This is a genomic window from Aeromicrobium sp. CF3.5 (assembly GCF_051262695.1).
GTDB lineage: Bacteria > Actinomycetota > Actinomycetes > Propionibacteriales > Nocardioidaceae > Aeromicrobium.
In genome coordinates, this window is record NZ_JBIMEZ010000007.1 from 56,363 (window position 1) to 81,835 (window position 25,473).

Sequence of the window (25,473 nt, forward strand, 5' to 3'; positions counted from 1 at the left end):
ACGGACCCGACCGGACAGAAAGGACGGACATGATGAGTCCCAACACCATGCGAATCACCGCGATCGTGCTGGTCGCGTTGCTCGTGATGGGCGCTGCAGCGACCTTGATCGGCGAGTTGGTCTGAGACCGACCGTTACGATGAACTACCAGGACCTACGGCTCTCCGCGGTGGGCCGATCGACATCGAGGAGGGTGTGTGGCTGACCGGGTCGAGCTGCCCCAAGCCGGGTCGAAGCAGGACGAGCCCAAGCCGGATGAGTCCAAGCCGGTCGAGTCCAAGCCCGACTCTGCTCCGGCGTCAGCACGCGTGCGCAACCGGTTGGCGCGCATCGGCGCCAAGCCGCCCTCGACCGACGCGGTCCTGGACCCGCTGCTGACCATTCATCGGGCCAACCATCCCAAGGCCGACGTCGCCGCCATTCGCAAGGCGTACGACATCGCCGATCGCATGCACGAGGGTCAGGCCCGCAAGAGCGGCGACCCGTACATCACGCATCCGCTGGCGGTCACCACGATCCTCGCCGAGCTCGGCATGACCGGTCCCACGCTGTGCGCCGCCCTGCTGCACGACACCGTCGAGGACACCCCGTACACGCTCGATGAGCTGCGTCAGGACTTCGGGGACGAAGTCGTGCGGCTGGTCGACGGTGTCACCAAGCTGGACAAGGTCAAGTACGGCGACACCGCCCAGTCCGAGACCATCCGCAAGATGGTCGTGGCGATGAGCCGCGACATCCGCGTGCTGGTCATCAAGCTGGCCGACCGTCTGCACAACATGCGGACCCTGCGGTACCTGCGCCAGGACAAGCAGGAGCGGATCGCCCGCGAGACCATCGAGATCTTCGCCCCGCTGGCCCACCGGCTGGGCATGAACACGATCAAGTGGGAGCTCGAGGACCTGGCGTTCGCCACCTTGCACCCCAAGGTCTACGACGAGATCGTGCGCCTGGTGGCCGATCGTGCGCCCTCGCGCGAGCAGTTCCTCGAGCGAGTCGTCAGCGACGTCGAGTCCGACCTGCGGCACGCCAAGCTCAAGGCAACGGTCAGCGGTCGCCCCAAGCACTACTTCTCGATCTACCAGAAGATGCTGGTCGGCGGCCGCGAGTTCACCGACATCTTCGACCTGGTCGGTGTGCGGATCCTCGTCGACTCGCTGGCCGACTGCTATGCGGTGCTGGGTGTGCTGCACGCGCGCTGGAACCCCATCCCGGGTCGTTTCAAGGACTACATCAGCGTCCCGAAGTTCAACATGTACCAGTCGCTGCACACGTCGGTGATCGGCCCCCAGGGCAAGCCCGTCGAGCTGCAGATCCGCACGCGGTCCATGCACCGCCGCGCCGAGTACGGCGTCGCCGCGCACTGGAAGTACAAGGAGGACCACGCGAGCGGTTCGGACGCCAAGAAGGCGGGCAAGGAGCTCAAGGCTCCAGATCCCACCGACATGGCCTGGCTGCGCGAGCTCATGGACTGGCAGTCCGAGACCACGGACTCGGTGGACTTCCTCGACTCGCTGCGCTTTGAGATGAACAGCCAGGGTGTCTACGCGTACACCCCACGCGGCGACCTGATCCAGCTGCCGGAGAACTCGACACCGGTCGACTTCGCGTACGCCGTGCACACCGAGGTCGGGCATGCGTGCATCGGTGCGCGCGTCAACGGTCGCCTCGTCTCGCTGGAGTCGCGCCTGGTGACCGGTGACGTCGTCGAGATCTTCACCTCGAAGGCCGTCGACGCCGGGCCGAGCCGCGGATGGCTCGACTTCGTCGCGAGCCCGCGGGCACGCAACAAGATTCGCCAGTGGTACACCAAGGAGCGCCGCGAAGAGGCAATCGAGCTCGGCAAGGACCTCATCGCACGGCAGATGCGCAAGGAAGGTCTGCCGCTGCACCGCCTGTTCAAGCACGACACCCTCAGCACGGTCGCCAAGGAGCTGCAGCTGGCCGACGTGTCAGCGCTCTACGCGGCGGTCGGCGAGAACAACGTCGGACCGCAGAACGTCGTGGAACGGGTGATCGACCTCGCCGGCGGCCGCGAAGGTGCGCAGGAGGACCTGGCCGAGGCCGTGGCCATGCCCTCGAACCGCACGCGACGCGAGCGCCACGTCAGCGACGCCGGCGTCCTCGTGGACGGACTCGATGGTGACGTCCTGGTCAAGCTGGCCCGCTGCTGCACGCCAGTACCCGGCGACTCCATCGAAGGATTCGTGACCCGCACGGCGGGTGTCTCGGTGCACCGCGTCGACTGCATCAACCTCGCAGCGCTGCGCAGCCAGCCGGAGCGGCTCGTCGGGGTCCGATGGACCCCGACCGGAACCAGCGTCTTCCTCGTCGCGATCCAGGTCGAGGGACTCGATCGCCCGCGGTTGCTGTCCGACATCACGCGCATCCTGTCCGACCAGCACGTCAACATCTTGTCGGCGACCCTCGCCACGGGTCGCGACCGGGTCGCCAAGACGAAGTTCACCTTCGAGATGGCCGACTCCAAGCACCTCGGCCACGTCCTGTCGGCCGTCCGCACCGTCGAGGGCGTCTTCGACGTCTACCGCCTGACCCAATGAGCCCGCAGGGCTCCCTGCGGTGACCATGGGCCGAGCGAAGCGAGGCAGGCGCCCGGGCGCAGCCCGGCAGCGGTGAGGAACGAACCGCTGGAGCGGCGAGGCACGAGCCGCGCGCTTTAACTGAAGTCGGACTGGGCCTTCTGGGCCATCTGGAGGAAGGCTTCCTTCGAGGCGATGTCGGCCTGCAGGTCCTTGATCTTCTTGGCGTCCCCGTTCGACTCGGCCTTCGCGAGCTTGTCGCGAGTCTCGTCCAGGGCGCGCTGCAGCTTGCCGATCATGTCGTCGGCGCGAGCCGACTTCTCCGGATCGGTGCTCTTCCACTGCTTCTCGCCGGCCTCGCGCACCGCTGTCTCGATGGTGCGGATCCGCCCCTCGAGCTCGTTGATGCGACCACGCGGAACCTTGCCCGCAGCCTCCCACCGGTCGGCGATGTCGTGCCACGCCTTGCGGGCGGCCTCGGCGTTCGTGATGGGCAGCAGCTTCTCGGCGTCGGCGAGGATCTCCAGCTTCTTGTCCGCGTTGACCGCGTACTCGGCATCGATCTCGGCGTTCGCGGCGTCGCGAGCGTTGAAGAAGACGTCCTGAGCACCACGGAACCGCTTCCAGAGCTTGTCCTCGACGTTGCGCGGAGCCGAACCGGCCTTCTTCCACTGCGTCATCAGGTCGCGATACTTGCCCGCGGTGGGACCCCACTCGGTCGAGCTCGAGAGTGCTTCGGCGTCGGCGATCAGCGACTCCTTGATCTTGCGAGCACCGTCGCGTGCAACCGCCTGCTCACCGAAGTGGGCCTTGCGACGGCGCGTGAAGCTGCTGCGGGCCGAGCTGAACCGGTGCCAGAGGGCATCGTCAGCGGACTTGCTGAGCCGGGGCAGCGCCTTCCACTGATCGAGGAGGTCGCGCAGACGGTCGACGCCACGCTTCCAGTCCTCCGAGCTCGCAATCTCTTCGGCCTCGGCGATGATGCGCTCCTTGTCGACCTGCGCCTCGGCGGTCTTGGCCGCCCGCTCGACCTTGCGGGCTTCGCGTGCCTTCTCGATAGCCGGCATGAGGGCGTCGAGACGTGTGTTGAGGGAGTCGAGATCGCCGAGGGCCTGGGCGTCGGTGATCTGGGAGCGGGCCTTGTCCACGGCCTTGGCCGCGTCGTCGGGACTGACCGAGCCGCCCTCGAGACGCTTCTCCAGCAGCTGCACCTCGGTGGCCAGACCGTCGAACCGACGGGCGTACATCGCCAGGCCCTCCTCGGGAGTGCCTGCCTGCCACTGGCCGATCTGTCGTTCGCCGTCGGCGGTCCGCACGAACACGTTGCCTGACTCGTCGATCCGACCCCACGCGTGAGTCGCCACATTCGTCATGGGATCCAGTGTAGGAGAGCCCGCTCGGGGTGGTGCAGGCCGCAGGGATCGCGTGGCGAGCGCGCGGCGAGAACGGTCCGGGCTCGCGTACGCTGACGGACGTGCTTCTCACCTCCTTTCCCGCCGGTCCGCTGCAGGCCAACTGCTACATCGTCTCGAGGGGCCCGGGCACGGGATGTACCGTCGTGGACCCCGGCATGGACGCGATGGACAGCCTCCGCCAGGTGCTGTCCGAGCAGAACCTCACGCCACAGGCGGTGCTGGTCACCCACGGTCACTTCGATCACATGTGGTGCGCCCAGGACGTCGCAGCCGAGCACGGATGTCCGGTGTGGATCCATCCCGCAGACCGCCACCTCCTGAGCGACCCGATGGCGGCGATCTCCACGCAGTCCGCCGCCATGCTGCGCCAGCAGCTGGACATCACCGACGTGCCCGAGTTCATCGAGCCCGCCGATGTCCGCGACGCCGTCGACGGTGCTCAGATCGAGGTCGACGGCCTCACCTTCATCGTCGACCACGTGCCCGGCCACACACCCGGCACCGTGTTCTACCGCGTCGACTACGACGGGCCCGAGGACGTCTCGCAGATCATGTTCAGCGGTGACTTCCTGTTCGCTGGGTCCATCGGTCGCACCGACCTGACCGGCGGTTCGCACGACCAGATGCAGGCAAGCCTGCGCGATCGCGTGCTGCCGCTGGCTGACGACATCGTCGTGCTCCCCGGCCACGGCCCGCAGTCCTCGGTGGGCCGCGAACGCGCCACCAATCCCTTTCTCGCCGAGGTGGTCTGAGTGGCGAAGCTGAGCGGATTCCCCGAGTACCTGCCGGCCGAGCGCAATGCCGAGCTCGCCGTGCTCGACCACCTGCGATCGGTGTTCGAGCTGCACGGCTTCAACTCGATCGAGACCCGCGCGGTCGAACCGGTCGAACAGCTCCTGCGCAAGGGCGAGATCGACAAGGAGGTCTACACGGTCCGACGCATCCACGCCGCCGAGGAGGCCGCGTCGGACTCCCTCGCCCTGCACTTCGACCTCACGGTGCCCTTCGCCCGCTACGTGGTCGAGAACGCCGGCCACCTCGAGTTCCCCTTCCGCCGCTACCAGATCCAGAAGGTCTGGCGCGGCGAACGGCCCCAGCAGGGACGGTTCCGCGAGTTCACCCAGGCCGACATCGACATCGTCGGTCGCGGCGAGCTGGCCTTCCACTTCGACGTCGAGGTCGCCCAGGTGATGGCCGAGGCACTCGCAGGCCTGCCTGTGCCCGCGCTGACCCTGCAGATCAGCAACCGCAAGGTCCTGGAAGGTTTCTACCTGGGCTTGGGCGTGTCCGAGCCGACCACCGTCATGCCGATCGTCGACAAGCTCGACAAGCTTCCTGCCGAGAAGGTTCGTGAGCTGTTGCAGTCCGATGCGGGCCTGACCCCCGAGCAGGCCGACCAGTGCCTGGCCCTGGCCGACATCACCAGCACCGACGACTCCTTCGTGGCTGCCGTCCGCTCGCTCGGCGTCGAGCACCCCCTGCTCGACGAAGGCCTCGAGGAGCTCGCCGCGGTCGTCCTGGGTGCAGGGTCCAGCTCGCTGGACGGTGTCACGGTGCAGGCCGACCTGCGCATCGCCCGCGGACTCGACTACTACACGGGCACCGTCTTCGAGACCCGCATGGCAGGTCATGAGGATCTCGGCTCGATCTGCTCCGGCGGCCGCTACGACCAGCTCGCCTCCGACGGCAAGAACACGTTCCCCGGCGTCGGTATCTCGCTGGGCGTTTCGCGCCTGCTCGCGCCCCTGTTCGCGGGCGGACTGACCGCCGATCGGGGCGTGCCGAGCGTCGTGCTCGTGGCGCTGACCGACGAGGACAGCCGGGGGGACAGCGCCGCCGTCGCCCGATCGCTGCGTGCCCGCGGCATCCCCACTGAGGTGGCAGCTGCCCCGCAGAAGTTCGGCAAGCAGATTCGCTACGCCGAGCGCCGCGGCATACCGTTCGTGTGGTTCCCCGAATCACCTCACCAGGTCAAGGACATCCGGTCCGGCGACCAGGTCGAGGCCGACCCCGGCACCTGGAGCCCACCGGACGAGGACCGCAAGCCCCGCATCACCCCACCAGACACGTCCCGCGCCACCACCCCTAGTACAGGAGCACCCTCGTGATTCGCACCCATGACGCCGGAACCCTGACCGCCGCGAACATCGGCGACCAGGTCACCCTCGCCGGATGGGTCGCACGTCGCCGTGACCACGGCGGTGTCGCCTTCATCGACCTGCGCGAAGCTTCTGGCGTCGTCCAGGTCGTCGTGCGCGAAGAAGTGGCGCACCAGCTCCGGGCCGAGTTCTGCCTCAAGATCGTCGGCACCGTCAGCGAACGTCCCGCGGGAAACCAGAACACCGCGATCGACACCGGTGAGATCGAGGTCATCGCCGACGACGTCGAGATCCTGTCCACCTCTGCACCGCTGCCCTTCCCGATCGACGACCATGCGGCCTCCAGCGCCGGCGAGGTCGGCGAGGAGACGCGACTGCGCTACCGGTACCTGGACCTGCGCCGCAACGCGCCTGCTCGCGCCATTCGTCTACGCAGCAAGATCAACGCCGCGGCGCGACGCGTGCTCGAGGAGCGCGACTTCGTCGAGATCGAAACCCCCACCCTCACCCGATCGACGCCCGAGGGCGCACGTGACTTCCTGGTGCCTGCGCGCCTGCGTCCGGGCAGCTGGTATGCCCTGCCGCAGAGCCCGCAGCTGTTCAAGCAGCTCCTGATGGTCGGCGGCATGGAGCGGTACTACCAGATCGCGCGGTGCTACCGCGATGAGGACTTCCGTGCCGACCGCCAGCCGGAGTTCACCCAGCTCGACATCGAGATGAGCTTCGTCGAGCAGTCCGACGTGCTCGAGCTGATGGAAAGAATCATCCAACAGATGTGGGCCCTGGTCGGTCATGACGTCCAGCTGCCCATCCCGCACATGACCTACGCCGAGGCCATGCGCCGCTTCGGTTCAGACAAGCCTGACCTGCGCATGGGCCACGAGCTGGTCGAGTGCACCGAATACTTCGCCGACACCGAGTTCCGGGTGTTCCAGGCCGAGTACGTCGGCGCCGTCGTCATGCCCGGCGGAGGCTCGCAGCCGCGCCGTCAGTTCGACGCCTGGCAGGAGTGGGCCAAGCAGCGTGGCGCCAAGGGTCTGGCCTACGTCACGATCACCGAGGACGGCGAGCTCGGGGGACCGGTCGCCAAGAACCTGTCCGATGCCGAGCGCGCGGGACTGGCCGCTCACGTGGGAGCACAGCCCGGCGACTGCGTCTTCTTCGGCGCCGGCACCACCAAGGCGATGCGTGCGCTGCTGGGCGCCGCCCGGCTCGAGATCGGACACCGGCTCGGTCTCATCGACGAGTCGGCATGGGAATTCGTCTGGATCGTCGACGCCCCCCTGTTCGAGCCGTCGGGGGACGCCGTGGCCTCCGGTGACGTGGCCGTGGGCGCGGGCGCGTGGACCGCCGTGCACCACGCCTTCACCTCTCCGCAGGACGTCGACACCTTCGACACCGATCCCGGCAACGCCCTGTCGTACGCCTACGACATCGTCTGCAACGGGGTCGAGCTGGGTGGGGGCTCGATCCGAATCCACCGCGAGGACGTCCAGCGCCGTGTGTTCGCGGTCATGGGTCTGCCCGAGGACGAGGCCCGCGAGAAGTTCGGTTTCCTGCTGGACGCCTTCACCTTCGGCGCCCCGCCCCACGGTGGCATCGCGGTGGGCATGGACCGCATCTCGGCCATGCTGGCCGGTGCCGACTCGATCCGCGAGGTCATCGCCTTCCCCAAGTCCGGCGGCGGCTACGATCCCCTGACCGCTGCACCCGCCCCCATCACGCCCCAGCAGCGCAAGGAGGCCGGCGTCGACGCCAAGCCCGACGCGGCCACGACCGACTCCGCGCCGCCCACCGAGGCTCAGTAGCCCTCGTCGAGCCGGTGATGGCTCACCAGGTTACGTAGGTTTGCCAGCACTCATCAGGGAGAATTCGCCCGGTGACGTGATGGGACCCCTACGTCACCTGGTCAACCGCACACCCGACGACCGCGTAGCCTCGGGGCGTGCAGTTCATCGGGGTCGACCTTGCGTGGGGGACGAGGCAGCCGACCGGGCTTGCGGTCCTGAGCGAGGACGGTCACGTGGTCCATCTCAGCGCCGTGCGGACTGATGAGGAGATCGCCGAGGCGCTCACGCCCCATGTCGCCGGTGAATGTCTCGTGGCCATCGACGCGCCCCTGGTGGTGCGCAACGAGTCGGGCTCGCGGCCGGCGGAGAAGGCGTTGAGCCGCGACTTCCGCCGATTCGACGCCGGGACCCACCCGACCAACACCGGAAAACCGGAGTTCGCGGACGGAACTCGGGGAGCGCGGGTCGCCAAGCTGCTGGGACTCGACATCGATCCGAGATCGGGCCGCCAGCGCCGGGCGATCGAGGTCTACCCGCATGCTGCGACCATCGTGCTGTTCGACCTCGACCACATCGTGCGCCACAAGAACAAGAAGGGGCGCGACCTCGAGCAGCTGCGCGGCGAGATGTTGCGCCTGATGGGGCTCATCGAGTCGGTGGTCATCACCAACGACTCCTGGACGGAGCTGCGCTCGCAGGTCGAGCGGGCGACCCGCAAGAGCCAGCTGCGCGTCGTCGAGGACCAGGTCGACGCCGTGATCTGCGCCCAGGTGGCCCGTGTGGCGTACCGCACCCCCCACGCGGTGACCACCTACGGAGACCTCGAGACGGGATACATCGTCACGCCCACCCTGCCGGACTCGGCACCGCGCGACGGGCAGGACGATGCCGTGCCAGCGCGAAGCGCCGTGCGCGACTACGCGGCCCAGCACGCCGATCTGCGACGTGAGAGCGAGGACGCGGTCGCAGCCGTGCAGGGCCTGCTGGACGACGCTGGCGTCAACTATCTCTCGGTGACCGGCCGCGCCAAGAGCGTCGCCTCCTTCGCCGAGAAGTCCCGACGTGCTTCTGGGGGAGTGCCGTTGTACGCAGACCCCATGACCCAGATCACTGATCAGATCGGGGTGCGCGTCATCGCCTACGTGGCCAGTGACGTCGAGGCGGTGGCTGATCTGCTGGTCGACCACTTCATCGTCAAGAACGATCGGGACATGGGGCTGGAGACCGCCAGCGAGGGGTTGTTCGGCTATGCGAGCCGACACCTCCTGCTCGCCACTGCTGCATGCGACGGAGCCCCCGGCCGGAACTTCCAGGTGCAGGTGCGCACCGTGCTGCAGCACGCGTGGGCCGAGTTCGAGCACGACATCCGGTACAAGGGATCGGTACCGGCCGAGCACGCGCGTGAGTTCGACCGTCGGTTCACCCTGGCGGCTGGGCTGATCGAGCTGGCCGACGCCGAGTTCGCCGCGATCCGTGCGCGTCTACGGGGCGTTGCCCCCGATGTGCCGGGATCGGACGACGACGATCCACGGATCGACCCGCGCGAGCTGGCGGCCTTTCTCGCCGGCCAGTTCTCCGACGCCGAGTGGTCTCGCAGCGATCACTACGGCTGGATCTCCGGACTGCTCCTCGAGCTCGGCATCATCTCGCTGGACGAGCTCGGGGAGGTCCTGCGTTCGGCCGACGACGCCACGATCGCCCGCCGGATGGACTACCGGTATCCGCCGGCAGCCGTGCGCCGCCTCGACGATGCGCTGCTGTGGGTGCACGGTGAGCAGTTCGTGCGGCTGCACGGCAATGCGCACCGGCGCGAGGCGCTGCGTTCACGTCTGGAACGTCTTGGACGTTCCGGCGACCCTCGACCTGACTAGCCACGCGCCATGGCCACGGTGGCGACCCGCGCGTAGCGCTTGATCTCCTGCAGGGGAACGGACGCTCCCACTGGCATGCCGGGCCGGGACTCGCCGACGGACAGCTGGAGCATGGCGAGACTGATGATGCCCAGCGCCTGCGTGTACAGGATGTTGGACAGCAGCACCGGATCTGCGTCGGCGAAGTCGCCGCTGGCCATGCCGTCCTCCAGCACCTGCACGACACGGGTCAGGCTCGACCACATGGCTTGGCCGAGGCTGATCATCACCGGCTGGCCCACCTCGGCCATCAGCTCGTCACCGGGGCGCCGCACCAGGGCGAGCGCGCAGTCGACGAAGGCTGGACGCTCGACCCCGAACTCGATCATCGCGTCAGACAGCTGCTCGAGCCGGACCGCCGGTGCGGCGGCATCGTCGACGGCGTCGGCCAGGGTCTCGGACAGCTCGGTCAGATATCCGACGAGAGTGGCGGCGAACAGCTCTTCCTTGCCGGAGAAGTGTCGGTAGATGATGGCGCGGTTGATGCCCACCGCCCGGGCGATGTCCTCGATCTGGGCGTCGCGAGCGCCGTTGGCATCGAACAGCTGGCGGGTCGCCGCCAAGATCTCCTGACGGCGTGCCGATCGGCGATCAGTGGTGGTGGTTGCCTCGTCGGTGGCCATCACTCCACTCTAGAACGGCGACTGTCAGAGGCGACACGTACGCTCGACGCCATGAGGTCAGTGTCGGAGTTGAGGCGTCAGGTCGCCCCCATCGAGGTCGTCTCGGAGTACCAGCCGGCGGGCGATCAGCCGGCGGCGATCGACGAGCTGCAGCGGCGCATCGAGTCCGGCGTCCAGGATGTCGTCCTGATGGGCGCCACCGGCACGGGAAAGACCGCCACCACGGCATGGTTGGCCGAGAAGCTGCAGCGACCGATGCTGGTCCTGATGCCCAACAAGCTGCTGGCCGCGCAGTTCGCCAACGAGCTGCGCGAGCTGCTGCCGCACAACGCCGTCGAGTACTTCGTGTCGTACTACGACTACTACCAACCCGAGGCGTACATCGCGCAGAGCGACACCTACATCGAGAAGGACTCCTCGATCAACGAGGAGGTCGAGCGGCTGCGGCACTCGGCCACCTGGTCGTTGCTGACACGCCGCGACGTCATCGTGGTGGCGACCGTGTCGTGCATCTACGGACTCGGCTCGGCCCAGGAGTACCTCGAGCGGATGATCGGCTTCAAGGTCGGTGAAGAGGTCCAGCGCGAGCAGCTGCTGCGCACCCTCGTTCAGGCGCAGTACGTCCGCAACGACGTGGCCGCCACCCGAGGCACGTTCCGCGTCAAGGGCGACACCCTCGAGATCTTCCCGGTCTACCAGGAGATGGCGGTACGGGTCGAGTTCTTCGGTGACGAGATCGAGCGCCTCATGACCCTGCATCCCCTCACCGGGGAGGTGCTCAGCGAGGACGACGAGCTCTTCGTCGGCGCGGCCACGCACTACGCCGCGGGCGACGCCACGATGCAGCGCGCCATCGGCTTGATCGAGACCGAGCTGGTCGAACGACTGGCCGAGCTCGACCAGGAGGGCAAGCTGCTGGAGGCGCAGCGCCTGCGCATGCGCACGACCTACGACATCGAGATGATGCAGCAGGTCGGCACGTGCTCCGGCATCGAGAACTACTCGCGACACATGGATGCCCGCGGCCCCGGCACGCCGGGCCACTGCCTGCTCGACTACTTTCCCGAGGACTTCGTGCTCGTCGTCGACGAGTCACACGTGACCATCCCGCAGATCGGCGCCATGTACGAGGGCGACATGTCACGCAAGCGCTCGCTGGTCGAGCACGGCTTCCGTCTGCCCAGTGCCATGGACAACCGCCCACTGAAGTGGGAGGAGTTCTTGCAGCGCATCGGTCAGACGGTCTACCTGTCGGCCACCCCCGGTACCTACGAGCAGACCAAGGTCGACGGCGACGTCGTGGAGCAGATCATTCGCCCCACTGGCCTGATCGACCCCGAGGTCATCATCAAGCCCACCAAGGGTCAGATCGACGATCTGATCGAGCAGATCCGCGGCCGGGTCGACAAGAACGAACGTGTCCTGGTCACCACGTTGACCAAGAAGATGTCCGAGGACCTCACCGACTACCTGCTCGAGGCCGGCATCCGGACCCGCTACCTGCACAGCGAGGTCGACACGCTGCGTCGCGTCGAGCTGCTGCGCGAGCTGCGGATGGGCGAGTACGACGTCCTGGTCGGCATCAACCTGCTGCGTGAGGGCCTCGACCTGCCCGAGGTCAGCCTGGTGGCGATCCTCGACGCCGACAAGGAGGGTTTCCTGCGCTCCGGGCGTTCCCTCATCCAGACCATCGGTCGTGCGGCCCGCAACGTCTCGGGTCAGGTCATCATGTACGCCGACCGCATCACCGACTCCATGGCACTGGCCATCGACGAGACCAATCGTCGCCGCGAGAAGCAGGTCGCCTACAACACCTTGCACGGCATCGACCCCACACCGCTGCGCAAGCGCATCGGCGACATCACCGACATGCTGGCCCGCGAGGACGCCGACACCACCCGCCTGCTCGCCGCGACCGGCGATCACAAGCGCCGGGGCGCGACCGTCCCGCTGGGCCAGCACACCGCCGACCTCGCCTCATTGCCGTCCGGAGAGCTGGCCGCTCTCATCGAGCAGCTCAGCGAGCAGATGCACACGGCAGCCGCCGAGCTGCAGTTCGAGCTCGCAGCCCGTCTGCGCGACGAGATCGGCGACCTGAAGAAGGAGCTGCGCGCCATGATCGAGGTCGGCGCCTGACGGTCAGCTCGCCGCGTCGAGGACGTCGGCGCGAGCCAGCATCGCCTCGCTGACCCAGGCGGCGAAGCCCGGCGCGCCGTGCGCGTCGTCGTAGCTGGCCGTGAAGCGTGCGTCCTGCACGTACAGGTGGGCAAGATTGCGCAGCATGCGAGGACCGCAGTCGTAGAACCACGTCTCCATGTGCAGGCGATGTCCCTCGGCAGCATCGAGCGCGCGGGGGTCATCTGATGCGACGTCGGCCTCGAACAAGGCGAGCAGGGTGAGCTCGACGGCATCGGACTCAACCTTGATCGTCTCCCACTGCTGACGTGTGTAGTGCTTGGTGCGCTCCGCAGACTGCTTCCACTCCTGCGTGTCACCCCAGAGCTGCTCGGCCTCGGCGGGGTAGCCGTCGTTGAAGGTGGTGCCGAAGATCTCGCGCATGTCCTCGGTGCTGGCGGGTGTGTTGTTCATGGTTGCCTCCAGGGCGTTGTCGATGGCGCGCACGAGCTCGGTGAGCTCGTCGCGTCTGGCCATGACCGCATCGCGCTGACGGCGCAGGTGGGTGCCGGTGTCGTCGTCGTCCTGCAGCATGGCGGCGATCTCCTCGAGGGAAATCTCCAACCGGCGCCACAGCACGATGGTGCGCAGCCTCGTGCGGTCCTCCGGCGTGTACAGCCGGTAACCGTTGGCCGCGCGTTCCGACGGGTGCAGCAGCCCGATCTCGTCGTAGTGGTGCAGGGTGCGCACCGTCACGCCGAGCCGGGCCGCCACGTCACCGACGGTCCAGCGGCTGTCGGCGCGAGGGGTCATGCGAACCACCGTGACGCCTCACGCCGCGTCAGGGTCAAGCCTTGGTGTCGACCGAATTGACCCTGGTCTTGAGCAGGCTCGCCACGGTCGTGACGATCAGCACGCCGACGATCACGATCAGCGAGACGCCGGTGGAGATCTCCGGGACGCCCACGTGCTCGCCGCCGTTGATGAAGGCCAGCTCGTTCTCGTGCAGTGCGTGCAGCACCAGCTTCACGCCGATGAAGCCGAGGATGATCGAGAGGCCGTAGGCCAGGTAGATCAGACGTTCCAGCAGGCCACCGATCAGGAAGAACAGCTGACGCAGGCCCAGCAGGGCGAAGGCGTTGGCCGTGAAGACCAGGTAGGGCTCCTCGGTGAGGCCATAGATGGCCGGGATCGAGTCGAGCGCGAACAGCAGGTCGGTCAGTCCGATGGCGACCAGGGTCAGGAACATGGGCGTGATGAGCCGCTTGCCGTTGATCTTGGTGGTGAGCCTGTCGCCGTCGTACTCGTCGGTCGTGGGCAGCACCTTCTTGACGAAGCGGATCATCGCGCTGTCGGACTTGTCCTCGTCGTCGTTGCTCTTCGCGTGGTCGATGACGAGCTTGACGGCCGTGTAGAGCAGGAACGCGCCGAACAGGTAGAACACGAAGCTGTAGGCGTTGATCGCCGCCGCGCCCACGGCGATGAACGCGCCGCGCATGACCAGCGCCATCGCGATGCCGATCAGCAGCACCTTCTGCTGGTACTCCTTGGGCACCTTGAAGCTGGCCATGATGATCACGAAGATGAACAGGTTGTCGACCGACAGGGCCTTCTCGGTCACGTAGCCGGCGAAGAACTCACCGCCGAAGGTGCTTCCCCACACCGACCACACCAGGAACCCGAACGCGATCGAGATGGCGATGTAGAACGCGGACCACAGGCCCGACTCCTTCAGGGACGGCGCGTGCGGCGTCCGGACGTGGGCGAAGAAGTCGAAGACGAAGAATCCGGCGATCACGGCACAGGTGATCAGCCAGGTGGCTACGGATGGGTTCACGGGGGAGCTCCGATTCGTGAAGCCCTGCAGGACAGGGCTCTGCGACACGCACCGGAGGTCTCTCCCGCCGACCGGATCGGTCGACCAGCAGTCCCGGACCGACATGGGACGGTCGTGATGACGAGAAAGCCACGGGGTGGGGATACTCCCCTCCAAGTGGTTCCATTGAACCACAGGGGTCCGAACCGCTCACGTCGATCGCGTCGCGGCCTGCGACACTGGCTCGCGGCATGTGCCGGGCCCGGCATCCACAGTGGTGTCTGCATGGCCGAACGCACGCGGGGGAGCGTCCTCGGACACGTGTGCTGAGTCAAGGAGTGACGTGGACGTATCCGCCATCGAGTGGACCCTGACGGTGGGCATCACCGTTCTGGTGATCCTGGTCGATGTCATCGTCGTGGCTCGGCGTCCGCACGAGCCCTCCACGGCCGAGTGTGCGCGCTATCTGGCGGTCTACGTCGGCCTCGCGATCGCCTTCGGCATCTGGATCACGACCTTTCACGGCTCGCGGTACGGCACCGAGTTCTTCGCCGGTTGGATCACCGAGTACAGCTTGTCGATCGACAACCTGTTCATCTTCATCATCATCATGGCCAGCTTCAACGTGCCGCGGAAGTACCAGCAGGAGGCCCTCATGGTGGGCATCGTGCTCGCCCTGATCTTCCGGGCCGTGTTCATCGCCCTCGGCGCCGTGGCGATCGAGCAGATCTCCTGGGTCTTCTACCTGTTCGGCGTGTTCCTGCTCTACACCGGCTTCAGCCTGGTGTGCGACAGCGACGATGACGACGATGGCGAGAACATGGTGATCCGCCTCACCCGCAAGCGGTTCGCGATCTCCAAGGAGTGGGACGGCCTGAAGCTGACCGTCGTGGAGAACGGGAAGCGTGCCATCACCCCCATGCTGCTGGTGGTCATCTCGCTGGGCACCACTGATCTGCTGTTCGCGCTCGACTCGATCCCGGCCATCTACGGATTGACGGACGAGCCGTACCTCGTGTTCGCCGCGAATGTGTTCGCCCTGATGGGACTGCGGCAGCTGTACTTCCTGCTCGGCGGACTGCTGAAGAAGCTCATCTACCTCTCGCAGGGGTTGGCGCTCCTGTTGTCGTTCATCGGCGTCAAGCTGATCCTGCACGCCCTGCACGACAACGAGCTGCCGTTCATCAACGGAGGCGAGCGGGTTCCCGTTCCCGAGATCTCCACGCTCGTGAGCATCGCAGTGATCGTCGGCATCCTGTCCGTCACCGCCATTGTCAGCCTGACGGTCTCGCGACGGCGCGAGAAGGCCGGGCTCAACCCCGACGGCACCCAGCCGGCTCGGACCGTGCCCCCGGACGAGACCCCCTGACGCCGGATCAGCCTCCCAGCGAGTCGATGTCCTCGAAGTCGCTGTCACCCACGCCAGTCGCCCGGTTGATGACGTAGGTGACCAGCCACAGCGCGACACCGATCACCATGAGCCCGCCGGCGATCGTGTAGACCGTGGGTTCGCGGTCGACCCACGGTCCGACGAGGAACAGGCACAGCGCCGCTGCCACGACAGGCAGCTGACCGGGAGAGGTGAAGAAGGTCTTGGCGCGCGGGTCCTTGCGTCGCAGCACCACGCACGCCACGTTGACGATCGCGAACACGCACAGCAGCAGCAGCGCCGTGACGTTCGAGAGGTTCGAGACCACGTTGGTCGGCTCGCCGTCGGCGTTGGTGGAGTTGGTGACGTAGTAGATCAGGCCCAGCGCCAGGACGGTCGAGAAGACGATGCCGGCCCACGGCGACTGACGCCCGGGCAGGACCGCACCCAGCGAGCGCGGCAGCACGTTCTGCCTGGCCATGCCGTACAGCAGGCGGCTGGCCATCAGCATGTTGATCAAGGCCGTGTTGGCGACGGCGAAGACGGCCAGGAAGGGGAAGATCCTGTCGATCGGAAGGTCTGGTGCCCCCTTGGACACGACGTCCAGCAGGGCGCGGCCCTCCGCGTCGGCGATGTTCTTGAGCTCATCGGAGGTCAGGACGCTGACCACCGAGATCGCCACCAGCATGTACAGCAGCACGGCGATGCCCAGCCCGGACAGCATGACCTTCGGGAAGATCTTCTGGGGGTTCTCCACCTCCTCGACCATGTTCACGGCGTCCTCGAAGCCGACCATGGCGAAGAAGGCGATCGACGTGGCCGCCGTGACGGCCAGGAAGAGTCCCTTGTCGTCGTAGTCGCGGAACGTGACCAGCTCGCCGACGTTGGAGTTGCCCTGGGCCATGGCGTAGAAGCCGACTCCGATGACGATGGCGAGCGCCGCCACCTCGACCAGGGTGAGGACCACGTTGAACTTCACGCTCTCGCCGACGCCGCGCAGGTTGATCACGGCCAGCAGGATCATGAACCCCATCGCGATGGCCGTGATGGTCCCCGGACCCATCGGCTGGTCGATCACTCCGTTGATCTCCAGGCCGCCGCTGAGGTTGTCGGCCAGGGTCTTGGCGCTGGTCGACGCGCTGGTGATGCCTGAGCAGACGACGGCGAAGGCCACGAGGAACGTGACGAAGTGGATCCCGAAGGCCTTGTGGGCGTAGAGCGCTGCGCCAGCCGCCTGGGGGTACTTGGTGACGAGCTCGAGATACGACAGTGCTGTCATCGCCGCGACGATGAACGCCAGCAGAAACGGCAACCAGACGAGCCCGCCGACCTTGCCGCCGATCTGCCCGGTGACGGCGTAGACACCCGCGCCGAGGATGTCTCCGACGATGAACAGCAGCAGGAGCTTGGGCCCCATCACGCGCTTGAGTTCGGTCGGATGTGTCGGCGCCGCCGCGGAGGTCATCGTCACACCTTGTAGTGATGGCAGGTTCTGGTCAATACCCCGTGTAGATTCTGCGACGTGCTCGACCTCCGCGTGACCGTCAGACGCGTGACGGGTGCTGTCATCGCACGTCGCGTCCGATCGCGGGGGATGGACCTGTCCCGCATCAGATTCATCCCCGAGCCCACCAAGATCCCGCTGCGCCGCAATGGCGTCGATCCGGTGCCGGAGATCGCTGAGTACCGGGCGACCTCGCCGGTTCGGCTGTTGCCGATGCCCTTCGACTTTCGTCTGTGGCTGGTGACCGGCCACGCACAGGGGCGCGCCGTGCTGACGGACCGCACCTCGTTCAGCAATGACATCCGTCACCTGTTCAACGGCGACGGTCCGTCGACGGCCGATGACGTGGGCGGGCTGGGCTTCACCGATCCGCCCCTGCACACCAGGTTGCGCAAGATCGTGACGCCGGAGTTCACGATGCGCCGGCTCGCCCGGCTCGAGCCGATGATCGACGACATCGTCGAGACACAGCTCGACGAGCTGGAGGCCGCCGCCCGGTGCAGCGAACCGGTCGATCTGGCCAAGCACGTCGCCTTCCCCGTACCTTTCCAAACCATCTGCGCGCTGCTCGGTCTGGACTACGACGACCAAGAGGCGTTCGCCCGCCTCGGTAGCGCTCGCTTCGACGCGACGCTGGGTGGTGCAGCGTTCGGCGCAGTGTCGGCCCAGCGTGAGTTCCTGTTCGAGGCAGTGCGGCGCCAGCGCAAGGATCCCGGACCCGGACTGATCGGCCAGATCCTGCGTGATGAGGGCGAGATGATCAGTGACAGCGATCTGGCCGGCCTCGCCGACGGCATCTTCACCGGTGGTTTCGAGACAACCGCAGCCATGATCTCGCTGGGGACCCTGGTGCTGCTGCGCGATCCGGCGCACGCCGCACTGGTGCGGGAAGGATCACCCGCGGAGGTTGATCGCGTCGTCGACGAGCTGCTGCGCCATCTCGCGGTGGTCCAGGTGGCATTCCCACGGTTCGCTCGCGAGGACATGGAACTGGGTGGTGAGTCGATTCGCGCCGGCGATGCCGTCATCGTCTCGTTGTCCGGCGCCAATCGCGATGCGGAGGCAGCGGGGGATCGACCGGAGGAGTTCGACCCGTACCGCGCGCCGGCGTCGGGTCACCTCGCGTTCGGGCACGGGATCCACCGGTGCCTCGGCGCCGAGCTGGCCCGCGTCGAGCTGCGGTCGGCCCTGCCTCGCCTGCTGCGGCGCTTTCCCGATCTGGTGATCGCGACGCCCGAGTCCGAGCTTGCCTTCCGTCAGCTGTCGTTCGTGTACGGGCTCGACGCCCTGCCGGTCACGCTGTGACCCGCGAACCAGCCGAGCGCACCCAGCACGAGCGGACTGAGACAGAGCGCATCGAGGACTGGTTCGACGAGCAGGGACTGCCCTACTTCGCCGGCGACCACGCGCGTGATGTCGAGGAGTGGGTGACGAGCTGGCGCATCGTGACGGTGCTGGTCGCGATCCTGCTCGTCTCGGCCGCGGTCGGGGTGTCCGTGGGCCTGAAGGTCGATGATGGGCCGACCGGCTCGGTGACCGGTGGGATCGTGTTCACCGTCGCGCTGGCGGCCTTCGCGGGCAGCTTCTTGCGCATGGGCACGATGGTGCGCTGGGCCATCGGTCGCACCTTCGGATCCCTGGGTCTGTTGCTGCCGCTGCTGACCCGGGCCCTTCCCCTGCTGCTGCTGGCCGTGACCTTCTTGTTCATCAACGCCGAGGTGTGGCAGGTCGCCGCGCTGATGTCGCGCAGCGTCCTGTGGTGGGCCGTGGGGTTCTTCGCCGGGTTCGGGGTGCTGTTCCTGCTCGCCCGGCTGCCCGAGGAGGTCCAGGCGGTGGAGGGGGCGGCCGTCGGCGATCGCATCGCCGATGCATGTGCCAAGACTCCCGCGGCCGCCGCATCGCGCCGTCTGGGTGGGCAGGTCACCGCGTTGCCGCGCTTCGCCCGGGCGAACCTCGTGCTGGTGCTGCTGTTCAGCCAGGCGATCCAGGTGTTCTTGCTGGCCCTCGGTCTGTTCGCCTTCTTCATGGCCTTCGGCGCGCTGACGATCCCGAGCTCGACGATCGAGGCGTGGACCGGTGAACCGGTCTCGCTCCTGCCCTCGGCCATCGGTCGGACGATGCCGGTGACCAACGACCTGTTCCAGGTCTCGGTGTTCCTGGCCGCGTTCTCCGGCCTGTACTTCACGGTGTCGGCGGTGACCGACGAGAACTACCGGCGCCAGTTCTTCTCGGGCCTGTCGGCCGAGCTGGAGCGCGCCATCGCGGTGCACGCGGTCTATCAGACGCTGATGCGCGACCAGTCGGCCCGCGACCAGCCCGCCGGCGACGAATCAGTCTAGGTCTCGACGCCGGGTTCTTCGACGTCGTCGGGGTCCGGCTGCTCGATCGGTCCGCACTGGCCGAGGGTGATCTGCTTGTACTTCTCGAAATCCGGGGAGGTGCGGGCTGCTTCGGGGTACATGCCGGCCTCGAGGTCGGCGTAGTACTGCACCGCCTCCAGCAGGTCGGCGGCTTCCTGCGAGTCATCGGAGCTGGCCTGGTCCTCGGCCAGCGGCAGTGCCGTGCGGAATCGATCGACCGTCTCGTCGAAGTCCCCGGTGTTGAACGCATCGATGCCAGCGCGCACCTCGGTGCAGGCGTCGGTGGCGGCCGGGTCGGCGTCGGGGCCGGACTCGTCGGTCGCGCCACTGCAACCGCCGAGCAGGACGAGGACCGGGAGGCTCACACCGGCGAGAAGAGTCGCTGCACGTCGCATGAGTCGAGGTTAGGTGACCTGGGCCGAACCGGCACTCGGAGATCCGACCACGACGGTGGCTTCGAGGTCGTCGTCGTGGACGGTGCGGCTGCTGAGTCCGTGGGCGGCCAGTGCGGCGGCGGTCAGCGGTGCGAGGTGGCGAGCCGTCTCGATCAGCAGGTGTCCGTCGGGGGCGAGCCAGTCGAGGGCGACGGCGGCGATTCGTCGGTGCAGCTCGACGCCGTCCGGCCCGCCGTCGAGCGCGACGTGGCGCTCGTGGTCACGGGCCTCAGGGGGCATGGCGGCGATCTGTCCGGTGGGAACATAGGGGGCGTTGACGGCGATGAGGTCGAATTGCAGATCGCGGGGGAGCGGGTCGAACAGGTCGCCGGTGTGGGTCGTGGCCGTGGGCACGTTCTGGCGCGCGCAGTCGACGGCGGACGGATCGATGTCGCTGAGGTGGATCGTCGTGTCGGGCCGATCCCGGGTCATGACCGCCGCGACCGCGCCGACGCCGCAGCACAGATCGAGCGCCCTGCTGGCCGGAGGAATCAGGGAGACGGCTTCACGGGCAAGCAGCAGGGTGCGTCGGCGCGGCACGAACACGCCAGGGGCGACGGCCAGCCGCAGTCCGGCGAACTCGGCCCACCCGAGGATCTGCTCGAGCGGCTCGCCCTGGACACGCCGGTCGACCATCTGCTCGAGATGCGCAGCGTCGCTGGCCTCGGCCGTCAGCAGGGAGGCTTCGTCCTCGGCGAACACGCATCCCGCCGTTCGGAGCCGCTCAACCAGGGTCACGAACCCAGTCAATCCCACCCCGGGCTCTACCAGCCGCGCTCTCGCCACGCGGGGATGGAAGCGCGCTCGGCACCGAGGGTCGAATCATTGCCGTGGCCGGGGTAGAAGTGCGTGTCGTCGCCGAATCGGTCGAACAGCTTGGACTCGACCTCGTCGACCAGGGTGTCGAAGTCGCCCGGCTCCCAGGTCTTGCCGACGCCACCAGGGAACAGGGAGTCGCCGGTGAACAGGTGCACGATGCCGTCGGGGTCGTCGTACGCCAGGGCGATCGAGCCGGGGGTGTGGCCGACGATCTCGATGATCTCGAGCTCGCAGGAGCCGACTCGCATGCGTGCGCCGGTGGCGACGGGGTGCGACGTGGCCACCGGGATGCCCTCGACGTCGCGCTCGCCGGCGACGGTCTCGGCGCCGGTCGCGTCGACGACCTCGGCCAGCGCGTCCCAGTGGTCCTGGTGGCGGTGCGTCGTGGCCACCCGAGCCAGTCCGCCCTCGCCGATCAGGGCGAGCAGCGTGTCAGCCTCGTTGGCGGCGTCGATCAGGGCCTGCTCGCCGGTCAGATTGCAGCGCAGCAGATAGGCGTTGTTCGACATGGGGCCGACCGCGACCTTGGTGATCTGCAGGTCGCCTGCGTCCTGGGTGTCAGCTGCGCCGCCGACCTCGACTTCTCCGGTGTACGTCATGGCGACATCGTAGGGCCCGGGCCGAGACACCGTCGGGCGGTGACATCTCACCTGCTTGGACGTCCAGACGGCTGCAGATCCACCGCGCCGCACCACACGTGAACCGGTCGCATGACGGCAGCAGACATGTGGTCGAACAGAGATTCGATAGCATGGCGACGGGGCCGTGCACTCCGGCAACTGTCGGTGTCCGTCGATACGATGGCAGTGGTCCACTGACCACCTTCGCTTCAACTGTTTCTGAGGACTTCTGTGATCGATCAACTCGTCGTGCGTGGCGCTCGGGAGAACAACCTCAAGGACGTCTCACTCGATCTTCCACGTGACTCGATGATCGTGTTCACGGGCCTGTCGGGCTCGGGCAAGTCGTCCCTGGCCTTCGACACGATCTTTGCCGAGGGCCAGCGTCGCTACGTCGAGTCGCTGTCGGCGTACGCCCGGCAGTTCCTCGGCCAGATGGACAAGCCCGACGTCGACTTCATCGAGGGTCTGTCCCCGGCGGTCTCGATCGACCAAAAGTCCACCTCGCGCAACCCGCGTTCCACGGTCGGCACCATCACCGAGGTCTACGACTACCTGCGCCTGCTGTACGCGCGTGCCGGGCGAGCGCACTGCCCGGAGTGCGGCGAGCCGATCGCCCGGCAGACGCCCCAGCAGATCGTCGATCGCATCATGTCCGGCACCGAGGGCGAGCGGTTCCAGGTGCTGGCGCCCATCATCCGCGGTCGCAAGGGTGAGTACCTCGAGCTCTTCCGCGACCTGCAGTCGCAAGGATTCAGTCGCACGGTCGTCGACGGCGAGGTGCATCTGCTCGCCGACGACCCGCCCAAGCTGGCCAAGCAGAAGAAGCACACCATCGACGTCGTCGTCGATCGTCTGCAGACCAAGGACAGCGCCCAGCAGCGGCTCACCGAGTCGGTCGAGACCGCACTCGGGCTGGCCGACGGCCTGGTGATCATCGACTACGTCGACCGCGATGACGACCACGACGAGCGCACGCGTCGCTTCTCCGAGAAGCTCGCCTGCCCCAACGACCACCCGCTCGCGGTCGACGAGCTCGAGCCGCGGTCGTTCTCGTTCAACGCCCCCTTCGGCGCGTGCAGCGAGTGTCACGGCATCGGCACCCGCATGGAGGTCGACCCCGAGCTGGTGGTCCCCGACGAGGCCAAGTCGCTCGACGAGGGAGCTGTCTCCCCGTGGGCCTCGGCGCACGTCGCCGACTACTTCAATCGCATCCTGACCGCTCTGGGCGATGAGCTCGGATTCAGCACCAGCTCACCCTGGGGCGATCTGCCCGAGCACGCACGAGAAGCGATCCTGCACGGTCACGCCACCAAGGTGCACGTGCGGTACAAGAACCGCTACGGCCGCGAGCGGTCCTACTACACAGCCTTCGAGGGCGCGATCACCTACCTCGAACGGCGTCACGCCGACACCGAGTCCGACACCAGTCGCGAGCGCCTCGAGGGGTTCATGCGCCAGGTGGCCTGTCCGGTGTGCGACGGAACGCGTCTCAAGCCGGTCATCCTCGCCGTGCAGATGAACTCGGAGACCTACGGGCCGAAGAACATCGCCGAGGTCTGCGCGTTGTCGATCGCCGACGCAGCCGACTACCTCGCGACCCTGGAGATGACCGATCGCGAGAGCCAGATCGGTGAACGCGTCCTCAAGGAGATCAACGAGCGCCTGCGGTTCCTGCTCGACGTGGGTCTGGACTACCTGGCCCTGGACCGCGCGGCCGGCTCGCTGTCCGGCGGTGAGGCGCAGCGCATTCGACTCGCCACCCAGATCGGCGCGGGCCTGGTGGGCGTCCTGTACGTCCTCGACGAGCCGTCGATCGGTCTGCACCAACGCGACAACCATCGCCTGATCGACACCCTCCTGCGCCTGCGCGATCTCGGCAACACCCTGATCGTCGTCGAGCACGACGAGGACACCATTCGTGCGGCCGACTGGGCCGTCGACATCGGACCCGGCGCCGGCGAGCACGGGGGACAGGTCATCGTCTCGGGACCGGTGGAGGACCTGCTCACCAGCAAGGACTCGCTCACCGGCAAGTACCTGTCGGGCCGCGAGTCGATCCCTGTGCCCGCCGTCCGCCGCCAGCGCGAGAAGGGTCGCGAGCTCGTGGTCCGCGGTGCCAAGGAGCACAACCTGCGCGACATCGACGTCACGTTCCCGCTCGGACAGCTCGTGGCCGTCACCGGCGTCTCCGGATCCGGCAAGTCCACCCTGGTCAACGACATCCTCTACACCCAGCTGGCCCGCAGCATCTACAACTCGCGCACCATCCCCGGTCGGCATCGCACCATCGATGGCATCGACGCGGTCGACAAGGTGATCCACGTCGACCAGTCGCCCATCGGACGTACCCCGCGGTCCAATCCGGCCACGTACACGGGCGTGTTCGACCACGTGCGCAAGCTGTTCGCCCAGACGCCCGAGGCCAAGATGCGCGGCTACCTGCAGGGACGGTTCTCCTTCAACGTCAAGGGTGGTCGCTGCGAGGCCTGCTCCGGCGACGGCACCATCAAGATCGAGATGAACTTCCTGCCCGACGTCTACGTGCCGTGCGAGGTCTGCCACGGCGCCCGGTACAACCGCGAGACCCTCGAGGTGCGGTACAAGGGCAAGACCATCGCCGAGGTTCTCGACATGCCGATCGAGGAGGCCGTCGACTTCTTCGAGGCCATTCCGGTCATCGCCCGGCACCTGCGCACCCTGGGCGAGGTCGGCCTCGGCTACGTCCGTCTGGGGCAGCCGGCCACCACGTTGTCCGGTGGTGAGTCGCAGCGTGTCAAACTCTCCGCCGAGCTGCAGAAGCGATCCACGGGCCGCACCGTCTACGTGCTCGACGAACCCACCACGGGTCTGCACTTCGAGGACATCCGCAAGCTGCTGGGTGTGCTGCAGCGCATCGTCGACACCGGCAACTCGGTGATCGTGATCGAGCACAACCTCGACGTCATCAAGACGGCGGACTGGATCGTCGACATGGGGCCCGAAGGCGGCAGCGGAGGTGGTCTACTGGTGGCTGAGGGCACGCCCGAGACGGTGGCCGACCACCCGGACAGCTACACCGGGCACTACCTCAAGCCCTTGCTGCAGCACGGACGGAAGGCTTCCTGATGGCCGGTGGACTCTTCGCACTCCTCGACGACGTCGCAGTGCTGGCCAAGCTGGCCGCCGCATCGGTCGACGACGTCGGCGCAGCGGCAGCCCGGGCCAGCGCCAAGGCCGCTGGCGTCGTGGTCGACGACACCGCCGTCACCCCGCAGTACGTGCAGGGCGCCGCCGCGCAGCGCGAGCTCCCGATGATCAAGAAGATCGCCATCGGCTCGTTGCGCAACAAGCTGCTGTTCATCCTGCCGGCGGCCCTGCTGCTCAGCCAGTTCCTCCCGTGGTTGCTCACACCCTTGTTGATGCTCGGCGGCACCTACCTGTGCTTCGAGGGTGCCGAGAAGATCTGGGAGAAGTTACATCCGCACGAGACCGGCCCGGAGAAGCCGGTCACCGAGCTCGGCCCCGAGCAGGAGAAGACCATGGTGTCCGGCGCCATCCGCACCGACTTCATCCTGTCCGGCGAGATCATGGTCATCGCGCTCAACGAGGTCACCAACGAGTCCTTCTGGAGTCGCGCGGTCATCCTGGCCGTCGTCGCGGTGGGCATCACGGTGCTCGTGTACGGCGTCGTGTCGTTGATCGTCAAGATGGACGACGTCGGACTCTCGCTCGCGCAGCGTTCGTCGTCGCTGGCCCAGCGGGTGGGCCGAACGATGGTGGCGGCCATGCCCGGACTGCTGGCGACCATCTCGACGGTCGGCATCGTGGCAATGCTCTGGGTCGGCGGACACATTCTGCTGGTCGGAGTCGACGACCTCGGCTGGACCGCTCCGTACGACCTGGTCCACCACCTCGAGGAGGGCGCTGCCGATGCGGTGTCCTCGATCGGTGCCGTGGTCGGCTGGTTGGTCAACACGTTCTGCTCGGCCATCGTGGGTCTGGTCGTGGGTGCGATCGTCGTCGCGGTCATCCACCTGCTGCCGTCGCGCCGCTCGAGCGCGGCGCACTGATCGGCGCCGA

Annotated in this window: 19 protein-coding genes; 11 read left to right on the forward strand and 8 right to left on the reverse strand. The window is 67.3% G+C overall.

From position 1 onward, the window contains the following. Positions 1-197: 197 nt before the first annotated feature. Entirely contained in the window at positions 198-2,558 is a 2,361-nt protein-coding gene (locus ACHAA3_RS13265) for a RelA/SpoT family protein (RefSeq protein WP_435709504.1), read from the forward strand. A gap of 116 nt (positions 2,559-2,674) precedes the next feature. Here the strand turns inward: ACHAA3_RS13265 and ACHAA3_RS13270 are convergent, their stop codons facing one another. Further along, complete coding sequence (locus tag ACHAA3_RS13270; RefSeq protein WP_435709505.1) at positions 2,675-3,910, reverse strand: DUF349 domain-containing protein; 1,236 nt, start codon at positions 3,908-3,910, stop codon at positions 2,675-2,677. 101 nt (positions 3,911-4,011) lie between these two features. Between ACHAA3_RS13270 and ACHAA3_RS13275 the strand changes: the two genes are divergently transcribed. The 4 genes from ACHAA3_RS13275 to ACHAA3_RS13290 all read left to right on the forward strand — a co-directional run bounded on the left by ACHAA3_RS13275 (position 4,012) and on the right by ACHAA3_RS13290 (position 9,712). Continuing rightward, complete coding sequence (locus ACHAA3_RS13275) at positions 4,012-4,704, forward strand: MBL fold metallo-hydrolase (RefSeq protein ID WP_435709506.1); 693 nt, start codon at positions 4,012-4,014, stop codon at positions 4,702-4,704. Next, positions 4,705-6,060, forward strand: a complete 1,356-nt coding sequence (hisS, locus tag ACHAA3_RS13280; RefSeq protein WP_435709507.1) for a histidine--tRNA ligase — start codon at positions 4,705-4,707, stop codon at positions 6,058-6,060. Continuing rightward, on the forward strand, positions 6,057-7,859 hold the full coding sequence (gene aspS / locus ACHAA3_RS13285) for an aspartate--tRNA ligase (RefSeq protein WP_435709508.1): 1,803 nt from the start codon (positions 6,057-6,059) through the stop codon (positions 7,857-7,859). The genes hisS and aspS overlap by 4 nt, the downstream gene beginning before the upstream one ends. A 137-nt stretch (positions 7,860-7,996) precedes the next feature. Beyond that, positions 7,997-9,712: a DUF429 domain-containing protein gene (locus tag ACHAA3_RS13290; RefSeq protein ID WP_435709509.1), complete on the forward strand. Its 1,716-nt coding sequence runs from the start codon at positions 7,997-7,999 to the stop codon at positions 9,710-9,712. Here ACHAA3_RS13290 and ACHAA3_RS13295 read toward each other — a convergent pair. Further along, positions 9,709-10,374, reverse strand: a complete 666-nt coding sequence (locus ACHAA3_RS13295; RefSeq protein WP_435709510.1) for a TetR/AcrR family transcriptional regulator — start codon at positions 10,372-10,374, stop codon at positions 9,709-9,711. The genes ACHAA3_RS13290 and ACHAA3_RS13295 overlap by 4 nt on opposite strands. Positions 10,375-10,425: 51 nt before the next feature. On the opposite strand from ACHAA3_RS13295, the gene uvrB reads away from it, so the two are divergent. Beyond that, the gene (uvrB, locus tag ACHAA3_RS13300) at positions 10,426-12,510 is read left to right on the forward strand and encodes an excinuclease ABC subunit UvrB (RefSeq protein ID WP_435709511.1); all 2,085 of its coding nucleotides are present in this window, start codon (positions 10,426-10,428) and stop codon (positions 12,508-12,510) included. A 3-nt stretch (positions 12,511-12,513) separates the two neighbouring features. Here the strand turns inward: uvrB and ACHAA3_RS13305 are convergent, their stop codons facing one another. Continuing rightward, a complete protein-coding gene (locus ACHAA3_RS13305) occupies positions 12,514-13,302 on the reverse strand; it encodes a MerR family transcriptional regulator (RefSeq protein WP_435709512.1) in 789 nt (262 codons plus the stop codon). A 34-nt stretch (positions 13,303-13,336) separates the two neighbouring features. Beyond that, positions 13,337-14,326, reverse strand: coding sequence for a TerC family protein (locus tag ACHAA3_RS13310; protein WP_435709513.1), 990 nt, complete (start codon positions 14,324-14,326; stop codon positions 13,337-13,339). Between the two features lie 322 nt (positions 14,327-14,648). Here ACHAA3_RS13310 and ACHAA3_RS13315 point away from each other — a divergent pair, with 322 nt between their 5' ends. After that, a complete protein-coding gene (locus ACHAA3_RS13315; protein ID WP_435709514.1) occupies positions 14,649-15,674 on the forward strand; it encodes a TerC/Alx family metal homeostasis membrane protein in 1,026 nt (341 codons plus the stop codon). A 7-nt stretch (positions 15,675-15,681) separates the two neighbouring features. On the opposite strand, the gene ACHAA3_RS13320 is transcribed toward ACHAA3_RS13315, so the two are convergent. Further along, positions 15,682-17,139: an APC family permease gene (locus tag ACHAA3_RS13320; RefSeq protein ID WP_435709515.1), complete on the reverse strand. Its 1,458-nt coding sequence runs from the start codon at positions 17,137-17,139 to the stop codon at positions 15,682-15,684. Between the two features lie 57 nt (positions 17,140-17,196). Between ACHAA3_RS13320 and ACHAA3_RS13325 the strand changes: the two genes are divergently transcribed. Both ACHAA3_RS13325 and ACHAA3_RS13330 read left to right on the forward strand, forming a co-directional pair. Next, entirely contained in the window at positions 17,197-18,483 is a 1,287-nt protein-coding gene (locus ACHAA3_RS13325; protein ID WP_435709516.1) for a cytochrome P450, read from the forward strand. After that, on the forward strand, positions 18,480-19,517 hold the full coding sequence (locus ACHAA3_RS13330) for a hypothetical protein (RefSeq protein ID WP_435709517.1): 1,038 nt from the start codon (positions 18,480-18,482) through the stop codon (positions 19,515-19,517). Before ACHAA3_RS13325 ends, ACHAA3_RS13330 begins: the two co-directional genes overlap by 4 nt. Here the strand turns inward: ACHAA3_RS13330 and ACHAA3_RS13335 are convergent. The 3 genes from ACHAA3_RS13335 to ACHAA3_RS13345 are packed head-to-tail and all read right to left on the reverse strand — an operon-like array spanning position 19,514 to position 21,390. Next, positions 19,514-19,933, reverse strand: coding sequence for a hypothetical protein (locus tag ACHAA3_RS13335; RefSeq protein WP_435709518.1), 420 nt, complete (start codon positions 19,931-19,933; stop codon positions 19,514-19,516). The two genes, ACHAA3_RS13330 and ACHAA3_RS13335, sit on opposite strands and share 4 nt — an antisense overlap. 9 nt (positions 19,934-19,942) lie before the next feature. After that, entirely contained in the window at positions 19,943-20,710 is a 768-nt protein-coding gene (locus ACHAA3_RS13340; RefSeq protein WP_435709519.1) for a putative protein N(5)-glutamine methyltransferase, read from the reverse strand. Between the two features lie 26 nt (positions 20,711-20,736). Then, positions 20,737-21,390 carry an MBL fold metallo-hydrolase gene (locus tag ACHAA3_RS13345; protein WP_435709520.1) on the reverse strand — a complete coding sequence of 218 codons (654 nt, stop codon included), beginning with the start codon at positions 21,388-21,390 and terminating at the stop codon, positions 20,737-20,739. A 252-nt stretch (positions 21,391-21,642) separates the two neighbouring features. On the opposite strand from ACHAA3_RS13345, the gene uvrA reads away from it, so the two are divergent. Then, positions 21,643-24,519, forward strand: coding sequence for an excinuclease ABC subunit UvrA (gene uvrA / locus ACHAA3_RS13350; RefSeq protein ID WP_435709521.1), 2,877 nt, complete (start codon positions 21,643-21,645; stop codon positions 24,517-24,519). Beyond that, the gene (locus ACHAA3_RS13355) at positions 24,519-25,463 is read left to right on the forward strand and encodes a DUF808 domain-containing protein (protein ID WP_435709522.1); all 945 of its coding nucleotides are present in this window, start codon (positions 24,519-24,521) and stop codon (positions 25,461-25,463) included. Before uvrA ends, ACHAA3_RS13355 begins: the two co-directional genes overlap by 1 nt. The last annotated feature ends 10 nt before the right edge of the window (positions 25,464-25,473 follow it).